Origin of the sequence: Microvirga vignae (assembly GCF_001017175.1) — a bacterium.
Taxonomy (GTDB): domain Bacteria; phylum Pseudomonadota; class Alphaproteobacteria; order Rhizobiales; family Beijerinckiaceae; genus Microvirga; species Microvirga vignae.
In genome coordinates, this window is sequence record NZ_LCYG01000029.1 from 26,138 (window position 1) to 52,759 (window position 26,622).

Genomic DNA, 26,622 nt, shown 5'->3' on the forward strand with positions numbered 1-26,622 from the left:
CGCGTCCTCATTAAGACGCGTACCCCAAAGAGTCATCTCCCGGCCAAGCTTTCCTCTGCGGCGTCCTCATCCGGCTTGAAAGCCCCCCGAGAGGAGCGCAGGCGGTTGCGGACCTCATAGGCTCCCAGAAGAGCGAGCGCCACGACGAAGGGGATCAGGTAGTAGCAGAGGCGGTAAAGCAAGAGCGCGCCGAGCACCGGCTCCCGAGGATAGCTCGAGAGGGCCAGGAGAATGGTGGCCTCGAAGACGCCCAAGCCTCCCGGCGCATGGCTTGCCACACCCAGCATGACGGCAAAGATGTAAACGGCCAGGAACGTCTCGAAGCTCAGGCCATGTCCACCCGGCAGCAGGACGAACAGAACCCCTGCCCCGGCGCAGACATCGGCGGCGCCGATCAGGATCTGCCCCAGGGAAAGGCGCAGTCCCGGCAGTTCCAGCTTCCAGCCTTGGATTCGCACCACCCGACGCTTGAACGAGACCCAGATCAGATAGCCGGCGACGAATACGGCCGCAGCGAGGCCGATCAGCTGGTTGACCCAGATATGAGTGTAAACGAGGCTCGCCAGCTCATCCGCCTTGCGGATCAGGCTCCAGGCCAGGACGAGGGCCATGCCGAGCCAGAAGGTGACTCCGGTGATGACGGTGAGGCTTGCCACCCGTCCCGGGCTGATCCCCTTCGGAGAATAGATCCAGTAGCGAACAGTACCCGCCGTGAGGAGAGGGAAGCCGAGGGTGAAGCTCACCGCATAGCTGGTGAAGGAGGCCATTGCCGTGGTGCGATAGGGAATCTTCAGCTTGAGCTGCTTGAGGGCGATGGCGTCGTAGCAGGTCAGCAGGCTGTAGCTGATCGTCGTGAAGAGGATTGCAAGACCGATCTGCCGCAGGCTCGCTGCCGTGAAGGCTGCTTTGAGCTCATTGACGTCGATTTCGGAGACAATCCTCCAGAGAACGACGAGAGACGCACCGAACAGAATCACACTGGCTGCCATTCCGATCCAGGCGAACCGGCGGGAGCGCCGCTCCTTGGGGTGCAGGGCTTCGGCAGACGTGATGTCCGGCGGAGCAACCGAATGAGGGCTCATATCGTTCATGAAAGGGTTCAATCAGCCTCAGCGTGAAAACGCCCCAAGGGTTCAGGAGCAGCCCTGCATCTATGCGCTCCGACAGCGGAGCGCCAGCCTGTGAGGCGGTTTCTTAATGCTTTCCCTATCATCGGGACTACTCTTTCGCCCCTAAAAGCACAGATTGAGCACGATTTAGGTTGTCAGCATCGAAAAGGCCCACAACAATGAGGTTCCCTTTGGCAGGAGAAAAGGCTGCAAGTCGCGCCCCCAGGGAGATTCGCGTGGATTTCAACGAAACGGAAAATCAGTTTGCCGTTCTGGCGGAATCCCTGCCGCAACTCGTTTGGTCGGCCAGGTCCGATGGATCTCACGATTATTTCAACCGTCGCTGGCATGAGTTCACGGGCATGTCCCCCGAGCAATGTCTCGGAAACGGCTGGCAGAGCGCCCTTCATCCCAACGATCTGCCCATAGTCCAGGAGCAATGGTGCCGGTCCATCGAAACCGGCACTTCCTATGAAATCGAGTACAGAATCCGGAACGCTGCAGGCGAGTATGAATGGGTGCTCAGCCGCGCCCTGCCGATTCAAGATCTCTCCGGCCACGTTGTGCGCTGGTTTGGAACCAACACCAATATCGATGCGCAGAAAAAGGCCGAGGAAGCGTTACGCAGCCTCGACACCCGTTATCGCCTGGCGCTCGAGGCCGCCGATCTCGGTACGTGGCAGATCGACCTGGAAAAAGGACAGATCTTCTGGGACGAGGGAACCTGCGCGCTCTATCAGCTCCCTCACGATGAATCGTTCAGCATGCCCCTCGAACAGGCGATCGGCATGATCCATCCTGATGATCGTGAAACCGCATGGGGGCGCATCGCAAAAGCCTGCGATCCGCAATCCGATGGCCATTATGAGAACGAGTACCGGGCCATTCTGCCCGATGGCAAGACCCGTTGGTTTCGCTCAGTCGGTCAGGCTCTTTTTGCACCCGATGGCGATAAACCTCATGCGTTAAGCCTCTCCGGCGTGATCAGCGATATCACCGAACGTCATGCGTTCGAGGAAGCCCAACAGCTTCTCACGCGGGAACTGAACCATCGCGTCAAAAACCTTTTCGCCATCGCAAACGGCATGGTCTCGATGACGGCACGCACGGCCAAGGACCCGAAGGAAATGGCCACTGCTCTGCGCGGCCGCCTGAGCGCACTCGCGCGCGCGCACGAACTGGTCCAGCCGGCAGCCACCATGGGACATGGAGCAGGATCGGATGTCGATCTCGCCCGATTATGCGAGGCCGTTCTCGAGCCCTACCGGCAGACTGATGCAAACAGAGTCTTGATCGAAGGACCTGGTGTGCGTGTAGGCTCCAACACCACGACGAGCCTTGCCCTCGTCCTTCACGAGCTTGCTACCAACGCAGCGAAATATGGATGCCTGTCCAATCCGGACGGTCGGCTCGAGATAAGCTGGACGCTCCATGACGAGGTGATCGATCTTCTCTGGGTGGAGACCGGTGGCCCAAATGTGGAGAGCCCGCCTGATTTCGAAGGTTTCGGCACTCAGCTTTCCCAAAGAAGCATCGCTGGCCAGCTCGGCGGCACATTGGAGCGGGAATGGTCGCCGGACGGACTGCGTGTGCACATGACCTTGCCTCTTGCCCGACTGGCAGGCTAACGCCTCGTTTGATGACCTCCACCTGGAAACATGCATGACGATCCATCGCCGCGTCCTCGTTCTGGGCGGAGCACGTTCGGGCAAGAGCCGCACGGCTCTTGATCTGGCGGAGGCCTCGTCTGACACACGCATTCTCATCGCGACGGCGCAAGACTTCGACGATGAGATGCGCGAGCGCATTGCGCATCACCGATCGGAGCGCGATCCATCCTGGAAGACGGTGGAAGCTCCGCTCGATCTCATCGCTGCCATTAGCGCGAATGCAGGTCCAAGTCGGATCGTCCTCGTCGACTGCCTGACACTGTGGCTTTCAAATCTCATCATGAGCGAGCGCGACCCAAGCCGCGAAGTCGACGCATTGATCGATGTCTTGACGGACAGCGCAGGTCCGGTGGTTCTCGTGTCCAACGAGGTCGGTCAGGGGATCGTCCCCACAACGGCTCTCGGGCGTTCTTTCCGGGATCAACAGGGTCGATTGAACCAGCGCATCGCCAAAGCGTGCGATGCGGTCGTCTTCATCGCAGCGGGATGCCCAGTTCTCCTCAAACCCGCCCCTCCCCTGGATTTGCACCTGGGTTGAGCCAGCCACTTTTAACGCACCTTCGCCCTGACCTCTGCCGCCAGAGCCTCGATAGCCCCAGGGGTCGAAGGCCCACCACAGATCGTGAGCTTTCTCGGCACCACGAGACGCCGCTCCAGCGGAACCGCTTGCACGAGCGCCGGATGGACGAAAAGCGCCGTACCATTGTCGACGGCTTTATCCGAGTCATCATCCAGGAGCAGGAAATCCGGGGGCGTCGTGACGATGGCTTCAAGGCGAGCCATGCCGCCATGCGGCAGCCCTAGAGCCTCCTGATGCGGCTTGAAACCCATATGGATCAGGAGCTCGTTCATGGGGGAATCCGTCGAAGATACCCAGCTTCCCCGGTCGTAGACAAGGATGCTCGGTCTGCCCTGAACGATGTCCTTCGTGCGTTGGAGCGCGGCATCGATCCGCGCGATCAGCGCCTCACCTCGCTCCGGATGGCCGAGCGCACGCGCCATGGTGCGGATCTGCTCCTGTCCCTCATTGAGACTCGTCCAGGGACCAAGCGTCAGCACCTCAAGTCCTTGCGCCTTCAGAAGTGCGACCTGGCCCTGCTGGCCATAGGTGCCGGACAGCACGAGATCAGGCCCGCTGAACAGGATGGTCTCGGCTCTTCCATCATTGACCGGCAATCCTTGCGCCTGCCCGGTCATGAAGGAGATCGACGGATCCTTGATGAGAAAGCTCAACGAGGCGATCTGATCGCGGTCGGCAAGCGTGAGCAGCATCTCGTCCGTGCAGAGATTGAGGGACACCACGCGCTGAGGTCGCGGTTGTGCTCCCGCGACGCTCCCCCAAAGGAAGGCGATGCAGATGGGCAACATCCATCTGGAAAACCGACTGAGACGTAGTTGCGGCATGAGAGGCAAGCCCGTAAAGAGGTGATCCGACGTTGGTGCCTCGACTATCGAGGTGAAACGGGAACACGGTGCGGACCTTGTCCTATTCCGTGGCTGCCCCCGCAACTGTAAGCGGCGAGCGGCAATCCTTCATGCCACTGAATCTTTGGGCCAGACAAGCTCAAGAGGATTTGGGAAGGCGGATTGCTCGCGATGACCTGCAAGCCAGGAGACCGGCCGGCGTCAAAACGCAACCCGTATTGCTCGCCGGTGGGGCGGGCAGGAGGTCTCCATGGCCATGCCTTCATGCCGCCTGCTCGCGGCATCCGTGTCTTTTTTCGCCCTCTCACTGGGTGCAGTCCACGCTCAAACCTTCACCGAACCGGCGCCGGCCCCTGACTTCGTCGTCACGGCCACGCGCTCACCGCTCGCGATTTCGCAGGCCGGCAGCGCGATTTCCGTGATTACGGCTGAGGAGATTGCAAAGGAATCGCTGACGAGCCCGGCAGAGGTGCTGCGCCGCGTTCCCGGTGTAACGGTCGTCGAGACCGGCGGTCCAGGCGCGACGACGACGGTGCGCCTGCGTGGCGCCGAATCCGGCCAGACCCTCGTTCTCATCGACGGCATCCGCGTGAACGATCCTTCGACGGATTCCGGCGAGTTCGATTTTTCGAACCTCGCCGCCGTCGATATCGAGCGCATCGAGGTTCTGCGGGGCCCGCAATCCGCCATTTACGGCTCCGACGCCATGGGCGGCGTGATCAACATCATCACTCGCAAGGGCAAGGGCGCACCGCGCGTCAGCGTCGGCGTCGAAGGGGGAAGCTATGGCACGAAGGCCGGGCGTGCTTCGGTCTCCGGTAGCGACGGCCCGGTGTCCTACGCCTTCTCGACCACCGGCTTCGATACCGCCGGTTTTTCCCGCTACGGCTATCGCATCGGCCGCATCGAAGACGCCCTCTCCTCCCCTCTTGAGCCCGACAGCGCGCAGCGTCTCGGCGCGGCAGGCCGCATCTCGGTTGCTCTTTCGCCGGATGTCGAATTCGAGATCGGCGGCTATGCAAGCTACAACAGGGCGCAGATCGATAATGCCGCGTCGGCCTTCGAATTTCTTCCCGATGCCCCCTCTCAAACCCAGCAGCGTTTGTATGAGGGCCATTCGCGCCTGACGATCAACGCGTTCGACGGCATTCTCAGGAACACGTTCCTCGTCTCCGGCAGCCGGACAGATCGTGACTACCGTCTTGTGGGAATCTCATCATTCTCCGGCCCTTACTGGAATAATTACGGTTACCAGGGCGACCGTTTGTTGGCGGAGTATCAGGGTGATCTGAAGCTCGGCCCTTACGGCCTCCTCACTTTTGGTGCAAAGGCCGAGCAGGAAGATCTGGTCTCGACGTCACGCAGCGTTCTTCCCTTCGCAACTCCGGAGAATGAAGACATCGATGCATCGCAGACCACACGCTCGGTCTATGCACTCCATCAGTTCAGCCTCTTCGAAAATCTGCATCTCTCGCTTGGCGGCCGCATCGACGACATCGAGGATGGCGATACCTTTGGCACGTGGCGCGCCACGGCGGCCTATGAGATCCCGAGTTCCGGCACCAAGCTGCGCGCCAGCGTCGGCACGGGTGCGAAGGCTCCGACCCTGTACCAGAAGTTCGATCCGTTCTCAGGCACCGCAGATCTGGAATCGGAGCGCTCCATCGGTTTCGACGTCGGCATCGATCAGCGCCTTGCGGATGACCGCGTGCTTCTCTCAGCCACGTTCTTCGCCAACCGCTTCCGCAATCTGATTGCGTTCGGCATGGCGGATACTTGCCGGCCGGATCAGTTCTTTGGCTGCTTCATCAACGTGAACCGGGCGCGCACCAGCGGCGTCGAGCTCTCGGCCGATGTGGATGTCATTCCCACCTGGTTGCGCGTAAAGGCAAGCTACACGTATCTGGAAGCGTTCGATGAAGAGTCGGATCTGCGCCTTGCACGCCGCCCGGAGAACCAGGGCCGTCTCGGCGTTGCGATCACGCCCCTGCCGGGCCTGTCTATCGAGCCGTCTGTCGTATTGGTGGGGAGCCGCTTCTCCTCTCCTGGCGAATTGAACGAGCTTGCACCCTACGCCCGCTTCGATGTTTATGCCGATTACAAGATCAACAACACCTTCAGCATCTATGCCCGTGCGGAAAACCTGACGGACGCGGATTATCAGGAGGTGTATGATTACGGCACAGCAGGCCGCTCCTTCTACGCTGGCCTGCGTGCGACTTGGTAACAGTCGCGACGATCATGCTCATATGAATTGCAAAGGTCAGGTGCTACGGCACCTGACCTTTTCTTTTGACCTTCTGGAATTGTGGCCATTCAGTGCAACCGATGCGGTACAGCATGGTTCTCGGTAGTGTTTTTACCGCCCTGGATAAGGTGGGGGTTCCGTTGCGACAACTCGCCCTATCAAGAATAGGAACCGACCGGAGAGTGTCCAAAAACTCTCTGAATGCAGGGATTTACTCTTCATTCGGACGGGCGACCGTTCGACGCATTTCGGAAAAACTACCTAATAAAAGGCCAAGCTGACCTATTCTGGACATATCCGCCTAGCACATACTGGCTCTCGTTTAATCAAGAAGGGCTGCGCACCGCCTTAGCGGATAAGCAGTCGTTTGAGGGGGCAAGTCCGAATGCGGGTTGTTCTGACAGCGCTTTATCGCGCATGCCAGTCATCAGTGTTTCGTAATAGGAGCAAGTATTACTTCAGGCTTCAGCCATGTGGCGTGCTGAATAGCCTCTCGATCCTTTGCAACCGTCAGGCTTTGCTTGGCATCGCCGCGAGCGCGTGCTTCGGCGCATGCATCACCGCAAGCCCGATGGCTGCTCCCGCTGAAGCGAGCCCATCTCAGCAGCCCTCCTCGCGCGCGCTTGAGTCCACGCCTGGGCCGATCATGCTGCCGAGCAGCGATCCATTGGAAAACATTGCTCACCCCGAGTCGGCGAAGATCCTCACCTATGCCGAGCTGCAGGAACTGTTCATCACGACCATGCCGCTCACCAATCCGCCTGCTGTGGAAGGCGACACCGAGGACGATATCGATGTCACGCCTGTCGAGTATCTTGAGTTCGAGGAAATGCGCGTGCCTCTCTGGATCGTCGACACGATTATGCGCGCGTCCGAAGTCACCGGAGCTGATCCCGTCTACATGATGGCGCTGGCCGATAAGGAATCGAGCTTTCTCCCGGGCAACAAGGCATCCACCTCCTCTGCGGTGGGCTTGTTCCAGTTCATCTCGAGCACGTGGCTTGAAACCGTTCGCTCGTTTGGCCCCAAACATGGCCTGATCATGGAAGCGGCGGCCATCGAAAACCATGGCGGCAAGCTCTCCGTTCCGGATGAGACCAAGCGTGAGTACATCCTGGGCCTACGCCGCAATCCTTTCATCTCCGCGCTGATGGCTGCGGAAATGATGAAGCGCGACAAGGCTAAGATCGAGGCACGCCTGGGCCGCAAGCTCAGCCGCTCCGAGTTCTATCTATCCCACTTCTTCGGCGTGGACAGCGCCAGCAGGTTCATCGCCCTCGTGGACGACACGCCGAAGAAGAGTGCCGAGAGCGCATTCCCGGCTGCGGCGCGTTCCAACAAGTCGCTGTTCTTCGCCAAGGATGGCAAGAAGACCCGCGAGCTCACCGTGTCGGAAGTCTATGAGAAAATCGACACGATGATCGACAAGCGACTGAACCGCTATGAGGACGTCTCCTCCCGGATAACGGCAGACGCAGCGTTCTGATCCGGCTGCTTCCTGTTATCCGCTGCCGTCTCCGAAAGAGCGACTATAGCAGGAGCGGCGGAACTGGTAGGTGCGATGGTCACGAACTCGCCCTTTGGTGCGCGCTGAACCTGCACGATGCGCAGGATGATGAAAGCGGCAAGGCCCAGAGAGGCGAGCGCCGAATAGATGAAGAGCCCCTTCGGCCCAAGGAGCTCCATGGCCCCTGCACCGAACAAGGGGCCGATCGTAACGCCTACCGCCCATGCGAAAAGCAGTGTTCCGACTGTCGACACGATGCGGCCGGGATCGACGATATCGCAGGCATGGGCCACGCAGACCGAATAGATACAGAGAGCCAAGCCGCCCCAGGCGGCGAAGCTCCAGAGGATCGTCTGCTGCGCACCTTGCGCGCTCGCAATCAGGATGAGGATCGAGATCAGGCTCGTTCCCGCAGCCAGTCCTGCGATGATATAGCGGCGGTCCGCCCTGTCCGAGAGCCAGCCGAGCGGCCATTGCATGACGAGGCTTCCGGCCTGCAATGCGACAAGCAGCGCCGCTGCCGTCTCCTGGCTCATGCCGATGCTTACGCCAAAGACGGGTGTAATGGCAATTACCGGACCATTGACGAGGCCGACGACGAACGATCCGACGACCGCCGAGGGCGCGGCAACGAAGAGACCTTTCACGTCGATCTTCACGCCCAAGGGCGCAGGCGGCTCCTTCGTGGTTGTCGCTGAGATGGGAATCAGCGAGAGCGCCATCACTCCGCTGATCGCCATGAACAGCCCATCGGTCTTGATATCGCCGAAGCCAATCCCGAGCGGCGACAGCATGAGCGCCACTTTGGTTGAGATCATGTAGATCGACAAAATCCGTCCGCGGTGACTCGACGTGGCGCGGGAGCTGATCCAGCCATCGGTCACGGTAAAGATGCAGGCGAGCGTCACGCCCGTCAGTCCTCGCAGCAGAACCCATGCCAGCGTGGTGTGTGCTTGCGTCATCCCCAGCACGAGCACCGCCACCATGACCGCTAGGCTCGAGAAGGCACGGATATAGCCGACGTGACGGATGAAGGAGGGAGCCAGGAAACAGCCCGTCGAGAAACCGAGGCCATAGGCCGCCGCGACGATACCGATAGCAGTGACGGAGAGGCCCTCTGCCTGCATACGCAGCGGCATCACGGCCTGAAGCAGACCATTGGCAACCTGCAACAGCGTGGTTGCAGCCGTCACGGACCAAATAAGAGCGAGAGAGGAATTCACGGATCCACGCGAGGAAAAGGCGGCGGACGCCGCGCTCGCGAAGTAGAGAGCAGACGTCCTACCAGATCAAGCCCGATCCGCTCTGTATCGATCCTTCTTCAAAAAGTTTCATGCAATCGATCAGCCCGGCTTATTGATGTGTCTCATTCTTCTGGAAAGAAGCGAACAGGTAGAAGCCGTTGAAGCGAACGCCAGTCATGGCAGCCTCTCTGTCAAAGCCGAGAGGAGCCTCGCCATTGTCGAGACGGCCGCCGAACTGCCATTGCGGGCTGGTCACGAAGGCAGGGACCGAACGCTCCTCCGGAACTGCGCAGACAAGGCCGTCCTGCTGCGTGCTGCGGAACAAGTTGTAAGCGTACATGCCCTCCTCCATCGTCGTCCCCCAAAGCCATCTTATCGCGTTGCGAATCGCAATGTGCCGGAGAACCATGACGGGAGTGTGATATTGCAGCGCAACAATAACAGAAATCTTCGGATCTTATTCTTATGCCTTGTTGCGTCTGGCAAGAGGTTGGAACAGCCTCATTCAAACAAGGAGAAGAGTAAGTGGCTATGCGCGTCATTGTGATCGGCCGGGAGGGACAGGTGGCCCGCGCTTTGGCGGAGCGTGCTCCTGCGCACGGCGCGAAGGCGGTTCTGCTCGGGCGCCCCAGGCTGGACCTCGCCGACCCATCCGGGATCGAGGACATTCTCCGCGAAACCGGTGGCGACCTGATCGTGAATGCAGCAGCCTACACTGCCGTCGATCAAGCGGAGACCGAGCCGGAACTGGCCGAGGCGATCAACGGCATCGGGGCGGGCGTGGCCGCCGGTGCAGCTGCCGTCATGCGGGTGCCTTTCATCCATCTCTCCACTGATTACGTGTTCGACGGCAGCCTCGACCGCCCCTATCGGGAGGATGACACGGTCAATCCCCTGGGAGCCTATGGCCGGTCGAAGCGGCTCGGCGAAGAGGCTGTTGCGGCCGGGATCGCAGACCATGTGATCCTGCGCACGGCCTGGATCTACAGCCCCTTCGGCCGGAACTTCGTGAAGACGATGCTGCGTCTCGCCAAGGATCGGGAGGAGGTCGGCGTCGTTGCCGACCAGCTCGGCTCTCCCACGAGCGCCTCTGATATCGCCGACGGCATCTTTACGGTTGCCAAGAACCTTCTGGAAAGGCCCCAGGACCGCGCCCTGCGGGGCGTCTTCCATATGACGGGGGCAGGATTTGCGAGCTGGGCCGAGTTCGCCGCCGAGATCTTCACCCTGTCGGCCCGGTCCGGCGGGCCCAGCGCCCGGGTTCGCCCGATCATGACAGCGGATTACCCAACTCCTGCCAAGCGGCCTTTCAATTCACGGCTGGACTGCACGAAGCTGGAGACGATCCACGGGATTAGGCTCCCCTCCTGGCAAACCTCGCTGGCCTCTTGCGTCGAGCGTCTCATCGCGGAAATGCGGGAAAGCGGCGTCTCTTGAGCCGAGCCGGGCGGGCTGCCACCTTCTCCAAACAAAACAATTGTTCTTTTAAAAGAACGAATTTAGTATCGGCCTATGACGACGCAGCGCGACCCTGATTACCGCCTCGAAACCCGCCTCGTTCACGAGGGACAGCAACGCACGCCTTTTGGCGAAACGTGCGAGGCCCTCTTCATCACGCAAGGCTTCATCTATGAGAGCGCGGAGAGCGCCGAACGGCGGTTCCTCAACGAGGAGCCAGGCTACAGCTACAGCCGCTATTCTAACCCGACCATCGACATGTTCGAGCAGCGCATGGCCTCGCTCGAGGGCGCTGAAGCGGCCCGAGCGACCGCGAGCGGCATGGCGGCGGTGACAGCCGCCATGGTGAGCCAAGTGCAGGCAGGAGACCATGTGGTGGCCGCACGCGGCCTCTTCGGATCCTGTCGATGGGTGGTCGAGGATCTCCTGCCCCGCTTCGGGGTCGGCTGCACCCTGGTCGATGGCATGGATCTCGACGCCTGGCGCAAGGCCGTCAGGCCTGAGACGAAGGCTTTTCTCCTGGAGACTCCTTCCAACCCCAGTCTCCAGATCATCGATATCGCTGCCGTCGCCAAGATCTCCCATGAGGCCGGAGCGACGCTGACGGTCGACAATGTCTTTGCAACGCCCCTCTACCAGAGGCCTCTCGCACTGGGCGCCGATTGTGTCGTCTATTCCGCAACGAAGCATATCGATGGCCAGGGCCGATGTCTCGGCGGCGTCATCCTGGGCTCCACCGAATTCATCGAGAACAAGGTGCAGCAGTTCCTGCGCATGACGGGACCGTCTATCTCGCCCTTCAACGCGTGGGTTCTCCTGAAGGGTCTCGAGACCCTCTCCCTGCGGGTGGAGCGGCAGACCGCGAATGCAGGCTTCCTCGCCGACGCCCTGCACAATCACCCGAAGCTCACCAACCTAACCTATCCCGGCCGCGCAGATCATCCGCAGGCCGAACTGATCCGTCGCCAGATGAGCGGCGGCTCCACCATGATCGCGCTGGACGTGAAGGGCGGGAAGGAAGCTGCATTCCGCTTCATGAATGCGCTCCGGCTCATCCGCATCTCGAACAACCTCGGCGATGCGAAAAGCCTTGTCACGCATCCGGCCACCACCACCCATCAGCGCTTCGCGCCGGAGCTGCGCGCGGAAATGGGGATTTCCGACGGCATCGTCCGCTTGTCGGTCGGCCTAGAGCACCGCGAGGACCTGCTGGCTGATCTCGTGAATGCGCTTGAGCGCGTGTGACAGCCGCATTCACGAAAAATTGTTTCGGCTCCTGCGCCCAGCCCTGATCAGCAACCAGCCCCCGATCAGCATGGCCGCTCCCCATGCGAGGAAGCCGAGGTCCCAATAGATCCAATGCTCGTGCGCCACGGTCTCGTTGACGTGGTGGATGCCCAGGATTTGATGGTTGATCGTGCCCTCAACCAGATTGAACAGACCAAAGCCTATCAGCAGCGCGCCGAGCAGCAGCTTGCTCGACCAGCGGATGTGGCTGCGCCGTGCAGCCCGCCAGAGAATGATGAGCCCTAAGACGACGAACACGTAGGTGAGGCTGTGAAAGAGGCCGTCCCAGAACGTGTTCACCTTGAGGTTCTCGATACTGTCCGGCGGATAGCCTGCGCTCGTCACCAGATGGTGCCATTGCAGCAGCTGATGGAAAACGATGCCATCGAAGAAGCCGCCGAGACCGAGGCCGAAAATGATCCCGGATGAGAGAGGGAAGTCCTGACTCTTGTCAGCATTGTCCTGCCTCATGCTAGGCCTCCCTTTCGACCAGGTTTTAAGCAGCCTACCACCCAAGGAATAGACCGCCCGCAGGTTCCGCATTCGGCTCCGCAGACTTCGTGCAGAAGGAGCGGCACCGCGCCGAGCTGCATGCTCCCCCTCATTCAAGACTTTTGTCTAAACAATGCGACGGGCACGGCAAGTAAATGAAAAGACCTCCCCCAATGCACACTCTGTTTTCAAGGGGTTACCCCTTGAAGTTCCCGCCAAATTGACACACCCTTTACTCGGGAATAACGCGCTCAGGCTCAAGAAAGCGCGATCCTTCACAACAACCAGGGGGTGAGGGAGGAAGCCATGAAGAAAGGCAAGTCCCCGGAGGGTAAACTTTCGGGACCGTCCAAACATTCGCGCCGTCGTTTCCTGCAGGTTGCTGGCCTCGGCGCTGCCGCAACCATCGCATCGCCGCAGGTCTCGCGAGCGCAGACAGCAACCTGGAAATTCCAGTCCACCTGGCCCAACCGGGATATCTTCCACGAATTCTGCAATGACTTCGCCAAGCGCGTGAACGACATGTCGGGTGGGCGCCTGAAGCTCGACGTTCTCGCCTCCGGCGCCGTCGTCCCGGCCTTTCAGCTGCAGGACGCCGTCCATGCCGGCATTCTCGATGGCGGCCATGGCGTAGCCGCCTATTGGTACGGTAAGAACAAGGCCTTCGCCCTGTTCGGCACTGGCCCGTCCTTCGGATGGAATGCCAACTCGTTCCTCGGCTGGATGAACTATGGCGGCGGCTATGATCTCTATAACGAGCTGCAGCAACAGATCCTGAAGCTCAACATCGTCGGCTTCCTCTCCGGCCCTATGCCGGCTCAGCCCCTCGGCTGGTTCAAGAATGAGATTACCTCGGCCGATGCCTTCAAGGGCTTGAAGTATCGCACCGTGGGTCTTGCAGCCGATCTCAACCGGCAGCTCGGAGCAGCCGTCACCATTCTCGCCGGCGGCGAGATCGTTCCCGCCCTGGAACGCGGTGTGATTGATGGAGCGGAGTTCAACAACCCCTCCTCCGATCTGGTGCTCGGCTTCCCAGACGTCTCGAAGAACCTCATGCTTCAAAGTTATCACCAGGCGGGCGAGACCTTCGAGATCATCTTCAACAAGACGAAGTACGATGCGCTGCCTGCGGAGCTGAAGGCGATCGTCAAATACGCGGCGGAAGCAGCATCGGCCGACATGTCGTGGAAAGCGCTCGATCGTTACTCGAAGGATCTGGAGACCATCAGGAGCCGCGGCGTCAACGTGAGGAAGACCCCCGACTCCGTCCTGCAGGTTCAGCTCGATGCCTGGAACAAGGTGATCGATGAGTTCTCGAAGGATCCGTTCTTCAAGAAGGTCATCGACAGCCAGAAGGCTTGGGTACAGCGCACCTATGCTTACGAGCGCCTGAACGAGCCTTCGCGTGACATGGCCTACGATCACTTCTTTAAGACGACGTAAGGCGCAGCGCGACTCTCCAAGATTGAGGACGGCACCTTTCGTGCCGTCCTCGCCATGTTTCACATACACTCCCCAAGAAGGGCTCTTGCATGCGTTTCGTCTACTTCGTCGACCGCATCAATACGTTCATCGGCAAGACCGTGAGTTGGGCCATCGTCGTGCTCACCTTCGCGGTATGCTACGAGGTCTTTGCCCGATACGTGCTGCGTGCGCCAACCGAATGGGCGTTTGACGCAAGCTATATGCTCTATGGCCTGCTGTTCATGGTGGCCGGGCCCTACACGCTGGCCCGCAATAACCATGTGCGAGGCGACTTCATCTATCGCAACTGGCCGCCGCGCCGGCAGGCGGGCCTGGACCTTGTGCTCTACTTCCTCTTCTTTTTCCCCGGCATTCTTGCGCTCATCTATGCAGGTATTCCCTTCATGCAGATGTCGTGGCTGATGAACGAGCACTCCATGAACTCGCCCAATGGCCCGCCAATCTATCCGTTCAAGGCGCTTATTCCTATCGTCGGAACCTTGATGGCCGTCCAAGGCGTGGCAGAGGTGATCCGCTGCGTCACCTGTCTGCGCAACGGCGCATGGCCTCCCCGCCTCCACGACGTGGAGGAGACCGAAAGGCTCATTCTCGAACAAGCCGAACAAGAAGGCCTCAAGAAAGGAACTGTCTGATGCTGGCATCATGGGGGCTCGGAAATCCCGAACTGGGCGTGCTGATGCTCGGTCTCTTCATCGTGTTCATCATGTTCGGATTTCCCATCGCATTCACGCTGATGGCGCTAGGCTTCGGCTTCGGCTACATGGCCATGGGCGACATCGTGTTCGCGCTCGTGGTGCAGCGCGCCTACTCTGTCATGACGAACGATACGCTGGTCGCGATCCCGCTCTTCGTCTTCATGGGATATATCATCGAGCGAGCAAACATTCTCGATCGGCTCTTCTACTCGATCCAGATTGCCGTCGGTGGCATTCCCGGATCGCTTGCCGTCGCAACGCTGCTCACCTGCGCATTGTTTGCGACCGCCACCGGCATCGTGGGTGCCGTGGTGACACTGATGGGGCTTCTCGCCTTCCCGGCCATGCTGCGCGCGGGCTACGACACACGCCTTGCGGCAGGTGTCGTTTGCGCCGGCGGCTGTCTCGGCATTCTCATTCCGCCGAGCGTGATGCTCATTCTGTACGGTGCAACAGCAGGCGTTTCCGTGCCGAAGCTCTACGCAGGCGCCCTCTTTCCGGGCCTGATTCTGGCAGGTCTCTACATGATCTATGTCATCATTCGCTGTGCGCTCAACCCAAGCCTCGCGCCGAAGCTCCCGCCGGAGCAGCGCAAGGTCTCATTCGCGAAAGTCGTCTGGTCTCTCACGACCTCGTTCTTTCCGTTGGCCCTTCTCATCCTATCCGTGCTCGGCGCCATCTTCTTCGGAATCGCGACACCGACGGAAGCAGCCGCAGTGGGCGCTCTCGGCAGCCTTGTTCTCGCAGCAGCCTACCGCTCTCTTTCCTTCACGAAGCTCAAGGAATCCGTGATCCTCACCGCCCGCACGTCCGCCATGGTGTGCTGGTTGTTCGTCGGCTCCTTCATCTTCTCGTCGATCTTCGCCTTCCTTGGCGGCCATCAGCCCATTGAGAGCTTCGTCACACATCTGAACCTCTCGCCCTTCTGGTTCCTGATCCTGACGCAGGCTATCATCTTCGTGCTCGGTTGGCCGCTCGAATGGACGGAGATCGTGGTCATCTTCGTGCCGATCTTCCTGCCGCTCCTCGACAATTTCGGCATCGACCCGATCTTCTTCGGCGTTCTGATCGCCCTCAACATCCAGACGTCGTTCCTGTCGCCACCCGTGGCCATGGCGCCCTTCTACCTGAAGGGGATTGCGCCGCCCCATGTGACCATCAACGAGATTTTCGCAGGCGTGATGCCGTTCCTCTTTCTCGTGCTCGTCGCCATGGCGATGTTCTACATCTTCCCACAACTTGGCCTTTGGCTGCCTAGCTATCTCTATAGCTGAGGCTGCAGTCAGCTTTGCCAAAGAGCCTACGCCTGACGGCGGAACATGGCTTGATTCGTGGCGTTGGCCTTCCATCACGCCAACAAGGAGGCTGCCATGAAGTGCCAATTCTGCCATCAGGACGTGGACGATCCCTGCCGCAACGCACAGCAGATGCAGCAGCGTGCAATGAGCCATGTCGAGCGCTGCGAGCACGCGCTTCAGGCTCAACAAGGCATGGGCTCGGGCGCGCATCGCCGTGATGTCCAAGGCAATGGGTGAAGCCATGGCCGGCAAGGGTGAAGATCATGCTCAAGGCCTCGCCGAGCGGAGCGTGAACGCCAGCATCGTCCATCCCAACCAAAGCAGTCCGGACCACCAGGAGCAGGGTGACCGGACGGCAAGCGATCGCGTTCTTACAGAGAACCAGCAACGGGAAGGTCTGGAGAAGACCGATCCCGATCGGCCGAAACCGGAAGACCGCCATAAACCTTGAGGAGCAGCCATGTCCGGCAAAGCCCGCATGAGACCGTCCTGGAAGGAACAGAAGCGCCGCAAGGACAGGCCATCCGGATCGCGTGAGGAGCGTGTCACGCAGCGCAGCTGACGCGCTGCTTCGTTAGTCAGAAAGCAGCCCGCCTCGGCAGGCTGCTTTTATTATTGTACCGCATCAAGCATGCAAAAAGGTTATAATAAACCATACCCTTCTAGAGTATTCATTGTGATTTTACACACATAATGATTGGTGGGATTGTGATCAAAACAACAAACACAACCCATCAGGGGAATACTTTCAGGAGGAAACACCATGACCGCGTCGTCTCTCAGCTTCAAATTAGCTGTTCTTTTCGTGATTGCAGGGATGGCCATGGGCATTGGCATGGCCGCGTCGCAGAACCATGCGATCATGCCGGCCCATGCTCATCTGAACCTTCTCGGATGGGTATCTCTGTTTCTCTTCGGAATTTATTACGAGCGCCGCCCTGCTCTGAATGCGAGCCGCATGGCGCTGATCCAGGTTGCCCTGTGGTCCGTCGGCACGGTCATCATGACGATTGCTGTGGCCGCCATTCATCTCGGCTATCACGCTGCCGATCCGATTGCCGCCATCTCCTCCATCATCGTCCTCGCCGCGATGCTGATGTTTGCTTATTTCGTCTTCCGTCCTGCGCCGGTCGCAGAAGCCAGCCCCAATGTTCGCATGACACCGGCCGAATAAGCGCCGATCATTGCGGCGCCATCATAAAAAAGGCCCCGCACGAAGGCGGGGCCTGCTTTGAAATGTCTGTTTTCAAAATGTGATGGTGACGAGCAATTCCTGAAGAAAATCGCAATCCATCAAAACTGAAATATCGAGACGAACAGCGGACGAGAATGTGTCCGTGTAAAGGAAATGAGCAGGGGCGGTTCCGTTAAAACGAGAGCCGCCCCTGAATGGCAGGTTCTCGTTACATCACGAGGAGGTCTGCAGTCGTCAGAGCAGCCTTGTTCTCGATTACGGCGAACTTCACTGCCGCAGCCGAGCCCGAGCCGTCCTTGTCGTAATACAGGGCGCCGGTATCCTTATTGTAGACGATGTAGTCGTTGCTATCCAAGGCCTTCTCACCCACGCGGAACCACGACGAGCGCAACTGCCCTGTGTCGCTCAGCTTCGTGAAGACCGTGTCGTTGAGACGAATGGTGTCATCAACGACATTGAAATCCTTGATGGTGTCAACGTTGGCGCTGGAGCTCAGCGTCGTGTCGAAGGTGAAAGCATCCTTGCCCGAACCGCCGATGAGGATGTCATTGCCAGCCTTGCCCCAGAGCTTGTCGCTGCCGCCGAGACCGCTGATCACGTCAGCACCGGACGTACCCGTGAGGCTGTTGTCGGCCGAGGTGCCGAGCTTGGTTACCGTCAGAGGATCCGTCGGTGTAGGGGTGGGGGTGGGGGTGGGAGTAGGCGTCGGGGTCGGAGTCGGTGTAGGTGTCGGAGTGGGAGTCGGCGTCGAAGGAGTCGTCGTCGTGCCGTCATGGTTGAACGACAGCGCATAGAACGACGTCTGGCCGTAACCCGAACCATTGGTCTCGTTGGCACCGAGATAGGCGCCAGCCTTGAAGTAGAAGGTGTCCGACTGCCACACGCTGTTGATGGTGGTGTGGGAGTGATAAACCTTGCCGTCGGCATAGATGTCGACGTCGAGTGCATTGCCCTTGGCGTTGATGGTGTACGAGAACTTCTCGTTCAGCGACACGTCCGGCGCAGAGCCGTCGGCCGCCTTGAAGGTGAAGTCGTGCTCTTGGTTGTCGGAACCTGACTGGTCATTGGCGAAGTACAACTTGTTGTCCTGCCAATAGAGACGAACCAGCTCATCGTCCTGACCATGGATCTGGCCGATGACGAGTTTGTGTCCTTGGCCATCGCGCATCGGAGCCGCATCGACCTCGAGAGTGGCGCTCATGAAGCCGCCGGTGGAGAGATTCCAGGCAGCCTTTTCGGTGCCCTTCATTTCACGCAGCTCGGAACGAGCATAGGACGAGCCGCTGGTAGTCGCTCCATTGACGGGAGCATAGAAGACCATTGCGCCATCGGAGCCGGTGTAGAAATACTTGCTGTTCTGATAGCCGCTCAGGTTTTGCACCTCCACCGCCGTGCCGGAAAAGCCGCCGGAGGAGTCGACAGGAAGGGTGATCTTCCAATTGGATAGGTCAAAATTGCCGCTGGGTGCGACGTTCGGATTCAAAGACATGAGTATTGCCCCAAACGTCTACTGAGCTTCTTTTTTGATGCTTCCGAGACGCTTTTGATAGTGAGATGAAAAAACTTAGTCAGAACGACCGAAGGATACGCAACAGACACTTAAAAATTCATGCCGGTGCTTCCAAGCACCAAGATTTACTTCAGACTGCGGAGATCACTCTCCATTCATCTGTGGAAAGCCTTTTCTATATCAAATGGGGCGAAATCGTGACAACAATGAACCAATGTTCGATTTCTAAGGGTACTTACCTTCCAGAGGTTCAACTTACTCTTTGGCAGAAAAGCTATTCATATCTAGAGGCTCCTCTGCCCATGCCGGAGCAAGCCACCCCTCATATGGCAGGAAAGATGGAACACCTGAGTGATTTGATGAGAATACTTAAAAGACAGGCATTCCCACCTTCGCTACGCGCCACAGTGTAGGAGCTCCGTAAGGCCTGCCGATGCAAATCGTCTCTCCCCTTGCATTTTCTCTTCGCGCGTCACCCTGCCGAAATTCGCCGTACCTACAATTTCAGTTAAATTAACCCTTAGTTGCAGTGGATGCTGAGTTACGATGCAGCTTTCCTTGACTGGCTTTAATGCGCAGAGAGGGAACCGCCATGGCTGCACCAATCTTCACTGTTGCCCCAGCCACAGGCGACGCCAGGAGGGACACAGCCGCCATCAAAGCGGCAATCCAAGCAGCCCATAAGGCATACCTGCAGAACCCCACCGAACAGGTGAAAGTTCAACTCGGCACGGGAACCTATGTCGTCACGGGTGATCCCAACAACGCGTCTGTCGGTCCTGTTGAACTCCTGTCAGGCGTTGCTCTCGTCGGCAACGGCATGGGACAAACCACAATCAAGCTTGCTGACGACTTCAACGCCAGAATCAATGGCATTGTTCGAACAGCGCTGCAAACCGTCGAACACGTCACGGTTGCCAACCTGACCATCGATGGTAATCGCGCCAACAACACGGGGCATCAGGCGGGCTTCATCTGCGGTATCAAGGAGGACGGATCAGGGCTCACCCAATCGGACATCACCTTGTCCGGCGTCGAGATCAAGAATTGCACGGCCTACGGTTTCAACCCTCACGAGATCACCTATGACGTGACGATCAAGGACTGTGTCTCTCACGGGAATGGCCTTGATGGTTTCGTGGCCGATGGCGTGGTTGGCGGCACTTATGAAAACAACCGTGCTTTCGACAACGACCGCCACGGCTTCAACATCCAAAACGCAACCACCAATCTCGATCTGGCCAACAACAAAGCTTACAATAACGGATCGGCAGGCGTCACTATCCAGCGCGGCGACATCCTGCGCGAGGGTGAGACGACCATCGAATGGGTGACAGACATTCGGATCGTCGGCGGCGAGTATTACGGCAACACGAAAGAAGGCATCCTCGTCAAGCTGTCGGATGATGTCGCAATCAACGGCGCCAAGGTTCATGACAACCTGCGCCAGGGTATCCGGATCGAGGGAGCGACAGACACGGTCGTACAAAACAGCACGGTCTTCAACAACTCTCAGGAAGCCGACAACACCTACGATGAGATTCAGATCCGCTTGCGCGTGGATACTGTCACGGGCAAGACCTATTATGCGACCAACACGCAGATCCTGAACAACACGATCTACTCGGACAGCAGCATCAACGCACGCTACGGTGTGCGCGAAGAAGCCACGAACGATGATGGAGGACCGACCGGAACCATCGTCTCCGGCAATTCAATTTCCGGAATGGACTCAGGTTCCGTTTCCGTGCCGAACTACATCTGGCTCGGCACGAGTGGAAACGACATGCTTGAAGGCACGACAGGCGGCGAAGAGATGCGCGGCATGGCGGGCGACGACACCTACATCGTCAATCATTCCGGAGACCGTGTCGTCGAAACCTCGGGAGCTGGCACCGATACCGTCCGATCGAGCATCACCTATACGCTGCCGGCGAATGTCGAAAACCTCATCCTGACGGGTACGAAGGTGATCAACGGGCACGGAAACGGGCTCAACAATAAACTCGTCGGCAACAGCGCCGCCAATACGCTCAAAGGCAATGATGGCAACGACACGGTCGAGGGCGGACTCGGAGTGGATTCACTCTACGGCGGATTGGGCGATGATGCCTTCGTCCTTCGCAAAGGCGAGTTCGGAGGCGATACGATCTTCGACTTCTCCGGCAACGGCAGCGCCGCAGGAGACCGGCTGGAGTTTGTCGGCTTTACCAGCAATGCGACACTGACACAGACGGGGACCAACACCTGGAGGATCACGGATGGCACTTACGCGGAGACTTTTCAAATTGCAGGTGGAGCAGCCGTGCATTCAAGCGACCACAATCTGAAATCCGGCTCAGAGCCACCTCCCTCGACAACGCAGTATCCGGCCATCGGAGCCGGCATCATACAGATGGAAACGCTGAAACTGACGAACTTCACGCTTGTCAGCCTCAGCACGGCGCAAGGCGGGCAAGCCGTCGAAAACAGGAATAAGGGTGTGGAGGCCACCGCAAAAGGTACGTTCACGGGCGAGACCGGAACCTACAAAGTGAAGGTCGCCTATTACGACGAGAGTGATGGCGCCTCTCCCATGGGCATTCGCGTCAACGGAACCACAGTGAGCTCATGGATCGCCGACAAGCAGCTCGGCTCAACGGGTGCGGATTCCAGAACACTCACCTTCTACGAAGCCACTCTGCAGCTAACAACGGGAGCGACCCTGGAAATCTACGGCACGCGTCAAGGTGATGAACTCGTGCGGATTGACACCTTGACTGTCAGTAAATGGGACCTGATTGCTTGAGCCTGCCAGACGCCAAGGAAAAGTAGCGGGACCGATGAACGGGCCCCGCGCAGCGCACAGCAACACGACCTGATCCGCAATCTGCTGCGGTGTCACCATCGCCTTCATCGAGACATTGCCGAGGAATTCATCCTGCATGGCTTCGTAGGCGATGCCACGTGCCTGTGCCTTGCTGCTAATCACGTAGCGGATCCGATCACCTTCGACAACACCGGGGAGGACTGCGTTCACGCGGATTCCGAGTGGTCCCAACTCCGGGGCAAGCGTCTTCGTGAAACCGACCACAGCCCATTTCGCGACCGAATATCGGGAGCGGAGAGGAGAACCAAGGCGCCCTGCGACCGACGAAGATTGATGATGGAAGGATTGTCGCTCTCGGAGGGATATTTGACGGCAAGACGCACACAGTCGAAATGGCCTGTGATGTTGACGGCGAGGGTCTTGTCCCAGTCCTCAGGAGCAATCTGGTCCACGCGCGCAGCAGGCCATGCGATGCCGGCATTGTTCACCAGAGCGTCCAAGCCCCCGAGCACCTGCACAACCTCCTCGAAGTGGCGCTCCACATCGGCGCGGTTCGATACATCCACGCGTGAGCACTGATTTCTGGATCACTCTTCTCCATAACGACAAGAGCCTCTTCATGGGTGTCGCAGATGTGCACTTACGCTCCTTCGCGCACGAGGCCCGCGCAATTTCCAACCCGGTGCACTTGCACCGTCTGTCACCAGAACACGTAGATTTCGAACATCGGGATCCATGAATTTCTCCGCGCTGTGCTCGACGAGCCGAGCTCGCCAGTCATGATATTGATGATCGCGCTGCAACGCTCCTTGATGGAGGGAAGGAACTTAGTGAACAAGTCCGGTGATTGCGAAGGACGCCCGGTTTCAGGCACGCGGGCGTGCAGGTGCAGAACGCGGTGCCAGCCTCTGCGGTTCTGACGGCATCGTCGCGATCTGCTCAGACGTGATCGGGAGACAGGGCGACATGCCGGGCGTGTGGATGGAGCCCGTGAGCGCACAACTGCTGATGGTCTTGTTCGCGTTGCGCATACCCACCCCTTTTAACGGTATCCCGCTCCTCCGAGAAAGGTTACTGGAAGGGCCTTTTCGATCTAAACGATATCGCTATTGGCACGAAGCCTACATTCGGCGCATACGCAGGTTTGTTTAGGCTATAGCTCGTGTTGGGGACTGTTCGTCCCTGTTGTTCTGCTGGGCCCTTTGAACATCTGCGATGAAAGCCGCGATGGATTCGCGGGGCATCGGCTTGGCAATGAGGTAGCCTTGCGCCTGTGAGGCGCCAGCTAAGCGCAGGGCGTTGAGCTGCTCTTCCGTTTCGACACCTTCGGCCGTCGTACTCATCTTCAGATCGTTCGCAAGACCGATGGTCGCTTTGATAATTGCACGACTATCGGATGAATCCGTCATTCCACGCACGAATGACTGGTCAATCTTGATTTTGTCGAACGGAAAGCTTCTGAGATAACTCATAGAGGCATAGCCAGTACCAAAGTCATCAAGCGAGATCGAGGCCCCCAGAGCCTTGAGCCGTTTGAGCGTCGCGGATGCTTCGTCGGTAAGCTTGACGGACTCCGTGATCTCCAGGACTAGGCGATGGGCTGGCATGCCAGAGATGTTCAAGGCCTTGTTCACGCTGGCGAAAACGTCACGGCACTTGAATTGCACCGGAGAGAGATTGATCGCGACCTTCAACGGTAGATCCCAGGTCATGGCGGTTGAACAAGCCTCCTCAAGGATCCAGTCCCCGATGGGGCCAATGAGACCTGACTCTTCAGCGGTCGGGATGAACTGCAGAGGTGGAATCATACCTTTCGTAGGGTGCTTCCATCGCACCAGGGCCTCACAGCCCCACATCTGATTTGTCGCCAAGTCAAGGATCGGCTGGTAGTGCAACTCAAGCTCCCTGTTTTCAAGGGCGCTCTTCAGTGCCCCCTCAAGCGCGCGACGTTCTGTTCGAGAATCTTTCATGTTCGCGTCGTAGAGCCGATAGCTATTGTTGGAATCCGACTTCGCCGCATAGAGAGCGATGTCGGCCGACCTCATGAGCTCAGTCGAGGTCTTGCCGTCGGAAGAAGCTATCGCAACACCGATGGATAGCCCGACATCGATCTCTGTGTTGACGACTGTGCATGGAACCTTCATGGCGGCCTGAATGGCCATGATAAGGTCTGTGATCTGAGGCCGACCTCTGATCGGCCTTTGAATGATCGCAAACTCATCGCCACCGATACGAGCGATGAAATCGCTCCTTCTGAGCCGCTCGCGCAGGCGTCGTGCCACGACTTGAATAATCTCGTCTCCCGCTACATGCCCATAGTTGTCATTGATGTCTTTAAATCGGTTCAGATCGAGAAGGAGCAATGCAAAGTCTGTGCCAGATCTTTGAGCGGCAAGGAATGTCCGCTTCAGCTCCTCGGTGAAGAGCAGCCTGTTGGGAAGCTTGGTCAGGATATCATGACGCGACAGGTAGCTCTCGCTGGCCGCTCTAAGAATACCGGTTCTGACATGCTTTAGGCCTAGCAAACTGACCGTGTCGATTGCTATATCCATGAGATAGGCGATGAACCTGATTAAGCGAGATTCAAGGCGCCGTCCGGCCATGAGTTCTGCCACAGTTCTGCTGACGGCTATGCCGCCCGGATAATTGGCGAGAGGATAAAGAGCGACCAATCGCTCCTTCTTGTCGATCCAACTGACATCACGAATAAGCGTAGGACTGTTTTTCGCAATCATACGCTGCAGAGGGGTGTTGGGCTTCCAAATCCTATGTCCAACTGCGCTCTTAGCGTTTGGACTATGAGCAAGAATAATACCATCGCGCCGGTAAAGCGTGATTGCTAATGAGCGTGTCCCGAGATGATCTTCGTAAATTCTCTCGAAATGGCTGAGGTCGATCGTGGAAACGATAACGCCGAGAAAATTGCCTTCGGTGTCTTTGATTTTCCGGGCGAGGGAGAGAACCCTTTTGCCGGTGGCCCGGATCCTTATAGGCTCGCTCAGATACAATATGAGTGACGTATCCGTCGAGAGAGCCCGGTAATAGGATGTGTCTGTCAGATAGATAGGGTCAAAAATTAGATGCGGATTCGATGAGCCGACGATCCTCCCCTGGGCGTTGACCAGATCAATACGGATGATTTGGTCAAGGGAGTGAGACGCCCCTACCAGAGTGGCTTTTGTAGCATTCGACGCGGCAAATCTGTCGAATTCGTCCGCCTTGAGGCTAGCCTGCGGAATTCTGCCAACCACGTCGCGGAGAACGTTCTCAATGGACTGGAGGGCACCATCAGTCCGCTCCTGTAGAGCAAGTGCGAGGTTTGCCAGATCGCTCTCCGCTCTCGTGAGATCGTTGGTAAATCCACGCACGATGAAGAGGGCGGCCCCAATTACTGCGGCCGCCGAGACAAAGATGCTGAGCGAGATGATCAAATAAGCTGACACAACGGATTTCGTTTTGGCATTTTAGTGACGATCTCCGCCAGAATTCGCTGGGATTTGTCGTTATTTCGTTAACCCTGGCCGGACTGAGTTCACTTTGAGCAAAAAACAAAGCCCCTGCCTCCTCAAGCGGCTCAATCCCTCGTCGAAACCCGCTCCTTTTGCCATCGGGTGTCGCCGGGAGGTCATATTCGACATGCTTCTGAGCCTGAGGCAGTGGTTATGAGGGCGGTACAAACGTCTGCTTTGACCTTGGAAGCTGCCTTTCCCTGCGCGCCCATTGATCCATTGGACTTTGCTCTAGCGGAAGGTTCCATCTCAGCCGTCCTGCTTCAATACAGGACAAGTTGCTCATGGGCAACGCCGGCTCGCGCGATATAGTCGCCCACGTAATCAGCCGGATCGCCACCAATGCGCGGCGGCAGGCTCGACGAACGCTCGGATCAGAGAGCCTCGGACATGATGAGGAATTTCTGTTTCACCAAGTTTGCGGGCGATCGGGTGATAAACATTGCCGGTGCCGTCCTGGGCATGATCGTCAGCGAGTCCGGCGACCATCAGCCAGGCACAAAGAAGAGGAAACCGCTCGAAGTGATCGAGGAACCCTTCGGCGCCTCCCTGGCAATTGATCGAGACGCGTCCGCAACTTATCTCGTGAAAGCTGGAGGGCTTGCGGTATGTGAAGCTCCGCTTCGGAACTCGACACAGACCAAAGCGCAGTATCCGCTTTGTCCCATTAGGCGACGTTCGCGATCAACAAAAGGATGCCTGGTGCGGGGCCGCGATTGTCAAGTTAAACGTCAGTGCCTGATATTCGGACAAATGAGGCACAATATGAGACCATCCCTGAGGGAACTGTCGCGAACCATTCGGTAACTCAGTTTGGCATAAGCCACATGATGCGTAAGCGACAGGCAAAGTACGCCTGCAATCTGTAGTCGTCACTCGCCGAGCAGTTTCACCTGCTCGCAGCATGAGCACTACGGAGCCCCTGCTACCTCCTCGTTCCTGCTCTGGTTTGCGACGGAGCCATTCGCGCCTGTCCATGAATGGAGGCTACCTTGCCGACAGCTGGAACCTACGCTTCGAGGGCTTAGACATCTTACGGGCCGCTCGATTATCTGCGCAGCGGATCAGCGATGAAGATTGAAGCCGACTGGGAGAGCCAGGGACGCAGAAGCGCCCTGGCTATTCACCTATGCGCCTTCGATGATTTACCCGATCTGCTCGAGAATGATCGCTCGGATCTCTTCACGGGTGAGACTGCTCTGCTGCGGCTGCCAAGTCGAGAGGGCCTTCGTCTGCTTCTTCGGTAAAGGCTGAGAGAGTACCTTGGCGGGCTTCGTATAAGGGATTGTATCCATGATGACCTTGAGCGGCTTCGGCCTCGAGCCGCGCCGCTGTTGTTGATTGTATAGAGAGAGGAAAAACTAACGGAATCGCCGCGTAGTTCCACGCAGCGATCAAACTTCAAAAGTGCGGAAAGCAGGCTCGGTGCTCGATCATGAGCTTCAGAGAGCAGGCCGAACATGTCGGTTCGATAGATGCAATATGGGCTATCGTCCGGAATATTGCAAGCGAGAGTGGACAATAATGATGGCGACACCGAAGATGAAAGCTGATTGGGAAGTACCACCGGTGGGTGTTTTACGCCCTGAAGGTCCCAAGTATTGTTCGATTTTCGGTTTTCTAGACCGGGGGGCTGCGGCAAATGACTGTGCGAATTCGCCTTGTATTTGCCTGATTGGGG

24 protein-coding genes, 1 pseudogene and 1 riboswitch are annotated in these 26,622 nt (G+C 58.2%); of the genes and pseudogenes, 14 read left to right on the plus strand and 11 right to left on the minus strand.

From position 1 onward, the window contains the following. Positions 1-32: 32 nt before the first annotated feature. Complete coding sequence (locus AA309_RS12160; protein WP_052954657.1) at positions 33-1,091, minus strand: lysylphosphatidylglycerol synthase domain-containing protein; 1,059 nt, start codon at positions 1,089-1,091, stop codon at positions 33-35. A gap of 254 nt (positions 1,092-1,345) precedes the next feature. On the opposite strand from AA309_RS12160, the gene AA309_RS12165 reads away from it, so the two are divergent. Then, positions 1,346-2,737 carry a sensor histidine kinase gene (locus AA309_RS12165; protein WP_047189293.1) on the plus strand — a complete coding sequence of 464 codons (1,392 nt, stop codon included), beginning with the start codon at positions 1,346-1,348 and terminating at the stop codon, positions 2,735-2,737. A gap of 34 nt (positions 2,738-2,771) precedes the next feature. After that, positions 2,772-3,317: a bifunctional adenosylcobinamide kinase/adenosylcobinamide-phosphate guanylyltransferase gene (cobU, locus tag AA309_RS12170; RefSeq protein ID WP_047189294.1), complete on the plus strand. Its 546-nt coding sequence runs from the start codon at positions 2,772-2,774 to the stop codon at positions 3,315-3,317. Between the two features lie 11 nt (positions 3,318-3,328). Here the strand turns inward: cobU and AA309_RS12175 are convergent, their stop codons facing one another. After that, the gene (locus tag AA309_RS12175) at positions 3,329-4,081 is read right to left on the minus strand and encodes an ABC transporter substrate-binding protein (RefSeq protein WP_244470334.1); all 753 of its coding nucleotides are present in this window, start codon (positions 4,079-4,081) and stop codon (positions 3,329-3,331) included. Between the two features lie 118 nt (positions 4,082-4,199). Next, a riboswitch (cobalamin riboswitch) is annotated at positions 4,200-4,418 on the plus strand. A gap of 36 nt (positions 4,419-4,454) precedes the next feature. Between AA309_RS12175 and AA309_RS12180 the strand changes: the two genes are divergently transcribed. Beyond that, the gene (locus AA309_RS12180; RefSeq protein WP_047189296.1) at positions 4,455-6,431 is read left to right on the plus strand and encodes a TonB-dependent receptor plug domain-containing protein; all 1,977 of its coding nucleotides are present in this window, start codon (positions 4,455-4,457) and stop codon (positions 6,429-6,431) included. Between the two features lie 688 nt (positions 6,432-7,119). Next, positions 7,120-7,938, plus strand: coding sequence for a transglycosylase SLT domain-containing protein (locus AA309_RS12185; protein WP_160310445.1), 819 nt, complete (start codon positions 7,120-7,122; stop codon positions 7,936-7,938). On the opposite strand, the gene AA309_RS12190 is transcribed toward AA309_RS12185, so the two are convergent. Both AA309_RS12190 and AA309_RS12195 read right to left on the minus strand, forming a co-directional pair. Further along, entirely contained in the window at positions 7,893-9,182 is a 1,290-nt protein-coding gene (locus AA309_RS12190) for an MFS transporter (RefSeq protein ID WP_160310446.1), read from the minus strand. The two genes, AA309_RS12185 and AA309_RS12190, sit on opposite strands and share 46 nt — an antisense overlap. Before the next feature lie 130 nt (positions 9,183-9,312). Then, positions 9,313-9,543 (minus strand): hypothetical protein, encoded by a 231-nt coding sequence (locus tag AA309_RS12195; RefSeq protein ID WP_047189298.1) that lies wholly within the window; start codon positions 9,541-9,543, stop codon positions 9,313-9,315. Positions 9,544-9,734: 191 nt separating this feature from the next. On the opposite strand from AA309_RS12195, the gene rfbD reads away from it, so the two are divergent. Continuing rightward, on the plus strand, positions 9,735-10,640 hold the full coding sequence (rfbD, locus tag AA309_RS12200; RefSeq protein ID WP_047189299.1) for a dTDP-4-dehydrorhamnose reductase: 906 nt from the start codon (positions 9,735-9,737) through the stop codon (positions 10,638-10,640). Between the two features lie 75 nt (positions 10,641-10,715). Further along, positions 10,716-11,906 (plus strand): O-succinylhomoserine sulfhydrylase, encoded by a 1,191-nt coding sequence (locus AA309_RS12205; protein ID WP_047189300.1) that lies wholly within the window; start codon positions 10,716-10,718, stop codon positions 11,904-11,906. 9 nt (positions 11,907-11,915) lie between these two features. Here the strand turns inward: AA309_RS12205 and AA309_RS12210 are convergent, their stop codons facing one another. Further along, positions 11,916-12,419 (minus strand): DUF2243 domain-containing protein, encoded by a 504-nt coding sequence (locus AA309_RS12210; protein WP_047189301.1) that lies wholly within the window; start codon positions 12,417-12,419, stop codon positions 11,916-11,918. Between the two features lie 327 nt (positions 12,420-12,746). Here AA309_RS12210 and AA309_RS12215 point away from each other — a divergent pair, with 327 nt between their 5' ends. From AA309_RS12215 to AA309_RS12235, 6 genes are all read left to right on the plus strand, one after another. Further along, entirely contained in the window at positions 12,747-13,883 is a 1,137-nt protein-coding gene (locus AA309_RS12215; RefSeq protein WP_047189302.1) for a TRAP transporter substrate-binding protein, read from the plus strand. Between the two features lie 89 nt (positions 13,884-13,972). Next, the gene (locus AA309_RS12220; RefSeq protein ID WP_047189303.1) at positions 13,973-14,557 is read left to right on the plus strand and encodes a TRAP transporter small permease subunit; all 585 of its coding nucleotides are present in this window, start codon (positions 13,973-13,975) and stop codon (positions 14,555-14,557) included. Continuing rightward, entirely contained in the window at positions 14,557-15,894 is a 1,338-nt protein-coding gene (locus AA309_RS12225) for a TRAP transporter large permease (RefSeq protein WP_047189304.1), read from the plus strand. The genes AA309_RS12220 and AA309_RS12225 overlap by 1 nt, the downstream gene beginning before the upstream one ends. A gap of 96 nt (positions 15,895-15,990) precedes the next feature. Beyond that, a complete protein-coding gene (locus tag AA309_RS35180; RefSeq protein WP_160310447.1) occupies positions 15,991-16,155 on the plus strand; it encodes a hypothetical protein in 165 nt (54 codons plus the stop codon). 4 nt (positions 16,156-16,159) lie between these two features. Beyond that, positions 16,160-16,369: a hypothetical protein gene (locus AA309_RS12230; protein ID WP_150117519.1), complete on the plus strand. Its 210-nt coding sequence runs from the start codon at positions 16,160-16,162 to the stop codon at positions 16,367-16,369. A gap of 312 nt (positions 16,370-16,681) precedes the next feature. Next, positions 16,682-17,092 (plus strand): hypothetical protein, encoded by a 411-nt coding sequence (locus tag AA309_RS12235; protein ID WP_047189306.1) that lies wholly within the window; start codon positions 16,682-16,684, stop codon positions 17,090-17,092. A gap of 229 nt (positions 17,093-17,321) precedes the next feature. Here the strand turns inward: AA309_RS12235 and AA309_RS12240 are convergent, their stop codons facing one another. Further along, positions 17,322-18,602 carry a polysaccharide lyase family 7 protein gene (locus AA309_RS12240; protein ID WP_052954659.1) on the minus strand — a complete coding sequence of 427 codons (1,281 nt, stop codon included), beginning with the start codon at positions 18,600-18,602 and terminating at the stop codon, positions 17,322-17,324. A 65-nt stretch (positions 18,603-18,667) separates the two neighbouring features. Between AA309_RS12240 and AA309_RS34215 the strand changes: the two genes are divergently transcribed. Then, a complete protein-coding gene (locus tag AA309_RS34215; protein WP_150117520.1) occupies positions 18,668-19,036 on the plus strand; it encodes a hypothetical protein in 369 nt (122 codons plus the stop codon). A gap of 179 nt (positions 19,037-19,215) precedes the next feature. Further along, positions 19,216-21,411 carry a right-handed parallel beta-helix repeat-containing protein gene (locus tag AA309_RS12245; RefSeq protein WP_047189307.1) on the plus strand — a complete coding sequence of 732 codons (2,196 nt, stop codon included), beginning with the start codon at positions 19,216-19,218 and terminating at the stop codon, positions 21,409-21,411. Here the strand turns inward: AA309_RS12245 and AA309_RS12250 are convergent. From AA309_RS12250 to AA309_RS36090, 5 genes and pseudogenes are all read right to left on the minus strand, one after another. Beyond that, positions 21,310-21,998, minus strand: a pseudogene (locus tag AA309_RS12250) (SDR family oxidoreductase). The gene AA309_RS12245 and the pseudogene AA309_RS12250 overlap by 102 nt on opposite strands. A gap of 134 nt (positions 21,999-22,132) precedes the next feature. Further along, a complete protein-coding gene (locus tag AA309_RS37425) occupies positions 22,133-22,432 on the minus strand; it encodes a 3-keto-5-aminohexanoate cleavage protein (protein ID WP_342027945.1) in 300 nt (99 codons plus the stop codon). A 148-nt stretch (positions 22,433-22,580) separates the two neighbouring features. Further along, complete coding sequence (locus tag AA309_RS31930) at positions 22,581-24,875, minus strand: putative bifunctional diguanylate cyclase/phosphodiesterase (RefSeq protein WP_052954660.1); 2,295 nt, start codon at positions 24,873-24,875, stop codon at positions 22,581-22,583. A 1,211-nt stretch (positions 24,876-26,086) separates the two neighbouring features. Continuing rightward, positions 26,087-26,236, minus strand: a complete 150-nt coding sequence (locus tag AA309_RS35185) for a hypothetical protein (protein WP_160310448.1) — start codon at positions 26,234-26,236, stop codon at positions 26,087-26,089. Positions 26,237-26,428: 192 nt separating this feature from the next. Continuing rightward, on the minus strand, positions 26,429-26,622 hold a 194-nt coding region (locus tag AA309_RS36090), incomplete at its 5' end, for a hypothetical protein (protein WP_210166510.1).